7 protein-coding genes and 6 tRNA genes are annotated in these 7,726 nt (G+C 67.6%); 5 read left to right on the forward strand and 8 right to left on the reverse strand.

The window, feature by feature from the left end; genetic code table 11:
- From ACFTZB_RS40180 to ACFTZB_RS40215, 8 genes are all read right to left on the reverse strand, one after another.
- On the reverse strand, positions 1-651 hold a 651-nt coding region (locus ACFTZB_RS40180), incomplete at its 3' end, for a glycosyltransferase family 4 protein (RefSeq protein ID WP_378440692.1).
- The gene (locus ACFTZB_RS40185) at positions 648-1,553 is read right to left on the reverse strand and encodes a phosphatidylinositol mannoside acyltransferase (protein ID WP_378440694.1); all 906 of its coding nucleotides are present in this window, start codon (positions 1,551-1,553) and stop codon (positions 648-650) included. The genes ACFTZB_RS40185 and ACFTZB_RS40180, both read right to left, overlap by 4 nt.
- Entirely contained in the window at positions 1,550-2,215 is a 666-nt protein-coding gene (gene pgsA / locus ACFTZB_RS40190) for a phosphatidylinositol phosphate synthase (RefSeq protein WP_378440696.1), read from the reverse strand. The genes ACFTZB_RS40185 and pgsA overlap by 4 nt, the downstream gene beginning before the upstream one ends.
- Before the next feature lie 79 nt (positions 2,216-2,294).
- Complete coding sequence (locus ACFTZB_RS40195) at positions 2,295-2,870, reverse strand: HIT domain-containing protein (protein ID WP_015890535.1); 576 nt, start codon at positions 2,868-2,870, stop codon at positions 2,295-2,297.
- A 5-nt stretch (positions 2,871-2,875) separates the two neighbouring features.
- The gene (gene thrS / locus ACFTZB_RS40200; protein WP_378440699.1) at positions 2,876-4,933 is read right to left on the reverse strand and encodes a threonine--tRNA ligase; all 2,058 of its coding nucleotides are present in this window, start codon (positions 4,931-4,933) and stop codon (positions 2,876-2,878) included.
- Positions 4,934-5,028: 95 nt separating this feature from the next.
- On the reverse strand, positions 5,029-5,502 hold the full coding sequence (locus tag ACFTZB_RS40205) for a TIGR02611 family protein (protein ID WP_378440701.1): 474 nt from the start codon (positions 5,500-5,502) through the stop codon (positions 5,029-5,031).
- Positions 5,503-5,531: 29 nt separating this feature from the next.
- A complete protein-coding gene (locus ACFTZB_RS40210) occupies positions 5,532-6,734 on the reverse strand; it encodes an RtcB family protein (RefSeq protein WP_378440703.1) in 1,203 nt (400 codons plus the stop codon).
- A gap of 154 nt (positions 6,735-6,888) precedes the next feature.
- Positions 6,889-6,960, reverse strand: a tRNA-Val gene (locus ACFTZB_RS40215).
- 251 nt (positions 6,961-7,211) lie between these two features.
- Between ACFTZB_RS40215 and ACFTZB_RS40220 the strand changes: the two genes are divergently transcribed.
- The 5 genes from ACFTZB_RS40220 to ACFTZB_RS40240 all read left to right on the forward strand — a co-directional run bounded on the left by ACFTZB_RS40220 (position 7,212) and on the right by ACFTZB_RS40240 (position 7,689).
- A tRNA-Gly gene (locus tag ACFTZB_RS40220) sits at positions 7,212-7,284 on the forward strand.
- Between the two features lie 24 nt (positions 7,285-7,308).
- Positions 7,309-7,379, forward strand: a tRNA-Cys gene (locus tag ACFTZB_RS40225).
- A 1-nt stretch (position 7,380) separates the two neighbouring features.
- Positions 7,381-7,452, forward strand: a tRNA-Val gene (locus tag ACFTZB_RS40230).
- Between the two features lie 73 nt (positions 7,453-7,525).
- A tRNA-Gly gene (locus tag ACFTZB_RS40235) sits at positions 7,526-7,598 on the forward strand.
- A 16-nt stretch (positions 7,599-7,614) separates the two neighbouring features.
- Positions 7,615-7,689: transfer RNA gene (locus tag ACFTZB_RS40240), tRNA-Val, on the forward strand.
- Positions 7,690-7,726 lie beyond the last annotated feature (37 nt).

A 7,726-nucleotide genomic window follows, 5' to 3' on the forward strand; every position in this document is an offset into this window, starting at 1 on the left:
CTTCTCCACCAGCGCGGGCAGCGCCTTCAGGAGCACGGCCATGCCCTTGCGGGGCTCGTCGTAGCGGCCGAGGAAGAGGATGGTCTTGCCGGGGCGCGGGTAGCCGGGCAGCGGTTCGGCGTTCGCGAACGCCGGGACGTCGACACCGTTGGGGATCTCGACGGCGTCGGAGCCGAGCGATTCCACCTGCCAGCGCCGCGCGAGCTCCGATACCGCGATGCGCCCGCTGATCTTCTCGAGATACGGCTGGAGTACACCCTGAAACGTGCTCAGCACCAACGACTTCGTGGTCGAGGTGTGGAACGTCGCCACGATGGGCCCCTCCGCCACCCGCATGGCGAGCATGGACAGGCTCGGCGCGTTGGGCTCGTGGATGTGCAGGACGTCGAAGTCGTTGTCCGAGATCCAGCGCCGGACCCGGGCACTCGCGGCGGGGCCGAAACTCAGCCGGGCCACCGAACCGTTGTAGGGAATGGCGAGGGCGCGTCCCGCCGACACGACGAAACCGGGCAGGTCGACGTCGTCGGACGCCGGCGCCAGGACGCTCACCTTGTGCCCGCGCTCGATCAGGACCTCCGCGAGGTCGACGACGTGGGCCTGCACTCCGCCCGGGACGTCGAACGAGTACGGGCAGACCATACCGATCTTCACGAGTTCTCCATGCGGGAGAGCCTCGCCTGCGACAGGTCGGACAGCCACAGCGGCTGAAGCATGTGCCAGTCCTCGGGATGTGCCGCGATGTTGGCCTCGAACCGGTCCGCCAGGGCCTGTGTCGCCGCGGTCACTCCCGCGGTCGTGTCGATCGGCGGGTCGATGCGGAAACCCCACCCTCCGTCGGTGAACCAGCAGTGCACCGGCAGCAGCGGCGCACCGGTGTCGATCGCCAGCTTTGCTGGGCCGGCCGGCATCCGTGTCGGTTCCCCGAAGAATGTCACCGGCACACCCTTCTTCGCCAGGTCGCGTTCACCGAGGAGGCACACGATGCCGTTGCCGCGCAGCCGCTCCGACAGTTCCACGAACGGGGGGTGCTCGCCGCCGCTGAGCGGGAAGATCTCGAAGCCGAGCCCTTCGCGGTAGTCGACGAACCGCTGGTACAGCGATTCGGGTTTCAGCCGTTCGGCGACCGTGGACAGGCCACCCCAGTGCTGGGCGCACCACACACCGGCCATGTCCCAGTTGCCACTGTGCGGTAGTGCGAGAATCGCGCCCCGGCCTGCGTGCTTCGCGGCGTCGAGGTGCGTCTGTCCCTCGATCAGCTCGTCGAGGGCGGCACCGGTCTTCACCAGGTCCATCGACGGCAGCCGGAACGCCTCCCGCCAGTAGCGTGCGTAGGACCGCATCGACGCCCGCATCAGGGCATCCGGCACCTCGGCGGCGGTCACGCCCAGCACCCGGGCAAGGTTGCGGCGCAACTGATCCGGTCCGCCGCTGCGGACGGCGAAGTCGGCTCCCCTGTCGAACAGGGCGACCGCGGCCTTCTCGGGCAGCGCGCGCACGAGCCGCCAGCCCGCCGCGTACCCCAGGTCACTGAGGCGCTCGGACACCCCGCTCACCGCGCGGTCGCCTGTCCGTCTTCCGGCGTCGGGTCGGCGGGCGGCAGGGGCAGCACGTCCCGCGCCCCCGGCGACCGGCGGACCGCCAGGACCCGCTGGAACACGGTGATCACGCTGCCCACCGACAGCAACCACATCGCGACGTGCACGGCCCACGGCACTCCGAGCCCGGTGACGCCGGCGCCGACGAGCACGATGATCAGCCGATCGGGTCGTTCGATGAGCCCGCCGTCGGCGGACAGTCCGCTCGCCTCGGCGCGCGCCTTCGCGTACGAGATCACCTGCGAGGTGACGAGGCACAGCAGCGTCGCGATCAGCAGCGGCTTGCTGTTCTCGTGGTAGACGGCCCACCAGGCGAGGCCGGCGAAGATCGCGCCGTCGGCCACCCGGTCGCAGGTGGCGTCGAGGACGGCGCCGTACCGGGTCCCGCCGCCCCGCGCGCGTGCCATCGCGCCGTCCAGCATGTCGAACATCACGAACAGCCAGATGAACATCGCTCCCCAGAACAGATGTCCGCTGGGAAACAGCGTAACCGCACCCGCCACGGTCGCGACGGTGCCGATGACGGTGACGGAATCGGGGGTGAGCCCGGTCTTGACCAGGGCCTTCCCCAGCGGCGCCGTCACCTTGGACACCGATGCCCGCCCGAAGAAGCTCAGCACCTCTCCACCCCGTTCTTCACTTCCCGACAGGAACCCCGAACGCGTGAGTCAGCGACTCGCGCGTCACTCATCTATCGCGTCATTCATTCCAGGCCTTCGCCAGCAGCCCCCGGGTCTCGCGCAGCAACTGCGGCATGACCTTGACGCCGGCGAGGACCGTGATGAAGTTCGCGTCCCCACCCCAGCGCGGAACGATGTGCTGATGCAGGTGCTCGGCGAGCGAACCGCCCGCCGCCGCACCGAGATTGAGGCCGACGTTGAAACCGTCCGGCCGCGACACCCGTTTGATCACGCGCAGCGCCTGCTGCGTGAACGACATCAGCTCGGCGCTCTCCTCTTCCGTCAGGTCCTCGAGCGCCGCGACCTTGCGGTAGGGCACCACCATCAGGTGCCCCGGGTTGTACGGGTACAGGTTGAGCACCGCGTACACGTGCTCCCCGCGAGCGACGATCAGCCCGTCCTCGTCGTCCATCTTCGGGATGTCGATGAACGGCTCGTTCGGGGTGTCCCGCGACTTCGGCGTCTCGGCGATGTACGACATGCGGTGCGGCGACCAGATCCGCTGAAGGTGATCGGGCTCGCCGGGGCCGCGGTCGACGAGGCGGCCGGGGCCGCCGAGCATCTCGTCGGCGGTCACGTCGTCACCTCCGGTCATGTGCGTCACCCTTCCTGACCGGATTGCAGCAGTTCCGCCGTCGGCGACGCGTTCTCGCGGCGGCCGATCCACTCGGTGACGATGCGCACGGCGTCGTCGACGGGCACGCCGTTGACCTGGGTGCCGTCGCGGAACCGGAAGCTGACGGCGCCGGCTTCGACGTCACGCGCACCCGCCAGCAGCATGAACGGCACCTTCTGCGCCGTGTTGTTGAAGATCTTCTTCTGCATGCGGTCGTCGCTCGCGTCGACCTCGGCGCGGACACCGGCGGCCTTCAGCCGCTTCACCACGTCGAAGAGGTGATCGGCGAACGTCTCGGCCACCGGGATGCCGACCACCTGGACGGGCGCCAGCCAGGCCGGGAACGCACCCGCGTAGTGCTCGGTGAGCACACCGAAGAACCGTTCGATGGACCCGAACAGGGCCCGGTGGATCATGACGGGGCGCTGCTTGGTGCCGTCGGTGGCGGTGTATTCGAGGTCGAATCGCTCGGGCAGGTTGAAGTCGAGCTGAATGGTCGACATCTGCCAGGTACGCCCCAGGGCGTCCTGCACCTGCACCGAGATCTTCGGACCGTAGAACGCCGCGCCGCCCGGATCGGGAACGAGGTTCAGCCCCGACGACTCCGCGACCTCGGCGAGCGTCGCCGTCGCCTCCTCCCACACGGCGTCGTCGCCGACGAACTTGTCCGGGTTCTTGGTGGAGAGCTCGAGGTAGAAGTCGTCCAGCCCGTAGTCCTTCAACAGCCCGAGGACGAACTGCAGGGTGGTCGCCAGTTCGTCGCGCATCTGCTCGCGGGTGCAGTAGATGTGCGCGTCGTCCTGCGTCATGCCGCGCACGCGGGTCAGTCCGTGGACGACACCCGACTTCTCGTACCGGTACACCGAACCGAACTCGAAGAGCCGCAACGGCAGTTCGCGGTACGACCGTCCGCGGGAACGGAAGATCAGGTTGTGCATCGGGCAGTTCATCGGCTTGAGGTAGTAGTCCTGGCCCGGCTTGCGCACGGTGCCGTCCTCGTTCAGTTCCTCGTCGATGTGCATCGCGGGGAACATGCCGTCGCGGTACCAGTCCAGGTGACCCGACACCTCGTAGAGGTGGCCCTTGGTGATGTGGGGGGTGTTGACGAACTCGTACCCCTCCTCGACGTGGCGTTTGCGGGAGTAGTCCTCCATCTCGGTGCGGATGATCCCGCCCCGCGGATGGAACACGGGCAGTCCCGAGCCGAGCTCGTCGGGGAAGCTGAACAGGTCGAGTTCCGACCCCAGCTTGCGGTGGTCGCGGCGCTCGGCCTCGGCGAGCAGTTCCAGGTGCTGCTCCTGCGCCTCCGCCGACTCCCACGCGGTGCCGTAGATGCGCTGGAGGTCGGCGTTGTCCTGATTGCCACGCCAGTACGCCGCCGAGCTGCGGGTGAGCTTGAACGCCGGGATGTGCTTGGTGGTGGGAATGTGCGGGCCGCGGCACAGGTCGCCCCACACCTTCTCGCCGGTCCGCGGATCCAGGTTGTCGTAGATGGTGAGCTCGTTGCCGCCCACCTCCATGATCTCCGGGTCGTCGATTCCCGACTTGTCGTCGATGAGTTCGAGCTTGAAGGGCTCGTTCGCCAGTTCGGTGCGCGCCTCCTCCAGCGAATCGACGACGCGGCGCGAGAACCGCTGCGACCCCTTGACGATCTTCTTCATCCGCTTCTCGAGATTCGCGAGATCCTCGGGGGTGAACGGGCGGTCGACGGCGAAGTCGTAGTAGAAGCCGTCCTTGATCGGCGGGCCGATGCCGAGCTTGGCGTCGGGGAATTCCTGCTGGACGGCCTGCGCGAGCACGTGCGCCGCCGAGTGGCGGATGACGCTGCGGCCGTCGTCGGTGTTCGCCGCGACCGGTTCGACCTCGACGTCGGCGTCGGGCACCCAGGACAGGTCCTTGAGCTGGCCCTCGGCGTCACGGACCACGACGACGACGTCCGGGCCCTTGCTCGGGTAGCCGGCCTCCCGAACCGCTGTACCGGCCGTCGTCCCCGCGGGCACCCGGACGAGGGCGGCTGGGGCGGCGGATGCGGGGGTGCTCACGGCGATGTTCTCCTAGGTGAGGTGTGCGGTGCAGACATGGTGAATGTGCCAGCCCATGTTATCGGCCCAGCAGTGACACCCAATCATGCGTCCGGCTAGAGCGGGCTCTCCAGCCATGGGTAGTCGAGGCCGATCCACGTCCCGACGAGACCGAACGTCCCGAGCAACCACAGCGTGGCGAGGACGACGGCACACGTCAGCACCGCGCCCAGCCCCTTCACCACCAGCGACTGCCGCGAGAACCAGTCCATGAACTTGTCGTAACGCTGCCGCGCGTAGTGCAGCAACCGGTGGGCCCACGCGAACTCGGACGCGAGGATTCCGAGCCCCGCGAACACGATCAGCCAACCGGGGCCGGGATACGGGATCGCAACGATCCCGGCTGCGAGCACGAGAGCGCCGATCACCCCCACCCCGATGCGGTACGCCAGGTTGAGGCTCGGGCGCGCGGCGACGTGTGCGCGCCACCGGCGCCAGCGGCTCTCCGCTTCCTGGAACGGGGACAGGTCCGAGTCGTCGACGTCCCTGTTCTCGGGCGCGGGACCCGGTCGGGCTTCTCTGCTGGTCACCAGTCCACCCTACCGACCGCGACCTGCGGTCACCCCTTCACACAGACGACCTGCCGCAGGTGGGCCACGACCTCGACGAGATCGGCCTGCGCGTCGATCACCTGCTCGATGTCCTTGTAGGCGCCGGGGATCTCGTCGATCACGCCGGCGTCCTTGCGCGATTCGACGCCGGACGTCTGCCGCACGAGGTCGTCGACGGTGAACCGCTGCTTCGCCTTGGTGCGGCTCATCGTCCGTCCCGCCCCGTGCGACGCCGAATTGAACGACAACTCGGAGCCCAGGCCCCGCACCACGTAGGACCCGGTGCCCATCGACCCGGGGATGAGGCCGAGATCACCCCGGCCCGCCCGGATGGCGCCCTTACGCGTGACGAGCATCGGCTCGCCGTCGACGATCTCCTCCGACACATAGTTGTGGTGGCAGGAGATCGGCTCGTCGAATCGCACCGTCCTGCCGGGCAGGGACTGCCGGAAGGCCTGCATCACCAACGTGAGCATGACGGCGCGGTTGCGGGCGGCGTACTCCTGCGCCCACGTCAGGTCGTGGCGGTACGCGTCCATCTCCGTGCTGCCCGCGAGGAACACCGCGAGATCGCGATCGACGAGCCGCTGGTTGTGCGGCAGGGCCCGCGCCACCGCGATGTGCCGCTCCGCCAGTTCCTTGCCGATGTTGCGTGACCCGGAGTGCAGCATCAGCCAGACCTCGTCGGCGTCCGACAGGCACACCTCGATGAAGTGGTTGCCGCCGCCGAGTGTGCCGATCTGCTTCATCGCCCGCGATTCCCGGGACTGCACACCGGAATGCAGTTCGCCGAACTCCCGCCAGAAGCGGTGCCACCCCTTCGTCACTCCCCCGGCATCAGCACCCAGGGCGCCGACGTTCACCGAATGCTCGTGCATCGCGAACCCGACGGGCACCGCCCGCTCGATGTGCGACCTCATCGACCGCAGGCTGTCGGGCAGGTCGCCCGCGGTCACATCGGTGCGGACCGCCGTCATCCCGCAGCCGATGTCGACGCCGACCGCCGCGGGGGCGACCGCCTCCCGCATCGCGATGACGGAACCGACCGTCGCGCCCTTGCCCACATGGACGTCGGGCATGACGCGCACCCCGTGCACCCACGGCAGGTCGGCCATGTTCCGCAGCTGCTGCAACGCAGCCTGCTCGATGGTCTGCTCCTCGGCCCACATCAATGTCGGCGCGGTGGTGCCTTCCAGCCTCACGGGGAACATGGGACTTCAGTCCTTCGGTAGCGGATCACCCGGGAATTTTCGGCCGGCTCAGTTCATTGTCCGTCGCACCGGAGAGCGGCAACAACCGATTTTCCGGTGCGCACACGAAAAAGAAGAGGCCGTCTCCGATTTCGGAAACGGCCTCTTCTTTCGGTGGTCCCGGCTGGGATCGAACCAGCGACCTCCCCGGTGTGAACGGGACGCTCTTCCACTGAGCCACGGGACCGAGACGCGCAAACACTCGCGCTCGAACGAGTTGGAACATTAACAGACCGAGCGGCCGAACGAAAATCACCCCGATGGGATTCGGGTGGGATGCGCGCCGATCCCTGCCCGCGGCACGCCCGCGACCCCGTCCCGTTCACGCCCCGTTCACCGTCTGATGCCTTGACCTGCAGATTTGTAACTATCGCGGATGGTCCGCTAATGTTCTCAACCGCACCACGGAGAACATTCTCCGCGAGTTACACGGTGCATGCGGACGTGGCGCAGCTGGTAGCGCACAACCTTGCCAAGGTTGGGGTCGCGGGTTCGAATCCCGTCGTCCGCTCGAGAGGTTGGACTCAACCTTCACGGTGGAGTGGCCGAGTGGTGAGGCAACGGCCTGCAAAGCCGTGCACACGGGTTCGATTCCCGTCTCCACCTCGCGCGATTAGCTCAGCGGGAGAGCGCTTCCCTGACACGGAAGAGGTCACTGGTTCAATCCCAGTATCGCGCACCGAGATAGATGCTCGACTGATAGATGTTTGACTTGCTCGACAGTGTCGGCCCCGGAAGGGGCCTTCACGAATGCGGACGTGGCGCAGCTGGTAGCGCACAACCTTGCCAAGGTTGGGGTCGCGGGTTCGAATCCCGTCGTCCGCTCTCTTTATTCCGTCCCGCGCGATTAGCTCAGCGGGAGAGCGCTTCCCTGACACGGAAGAGGTCACTGGTTCAATCCCAGTATCGCGCACCATTTCGCGTTCAATCGAAGAGTTCACGATGTGCGGCCC

Origin of the sequence: Rhodococcus sp. NPDC057014 (assembly GCF_042673295.1) — a bacterium.
Classification (GTDB): domain Bacteria; phylum Actinomycetota; class Actinomycetes; order Mycobacteriales; family Mycobacteriaceae; genus Rhodococcus_F.

Excerpts from the sequence above, each read along its gene's own strand:
- ACFTZB_RS40195 (WP_015890535.1), bottom strand. The coding sequence starts at position 2,870 with ATGACCGGAGGTGACGACGTGACCGCCGACGAGATGCTCGGCGGCCCC.
- ACFTZB_RS40210 (WP_378440703.1), bottom strand. The coding sequence starts at position 6,734 with ATGTTCCCCGTGAGGCTGGAAGGCACCACCGCGCCGACATTGATGTGG.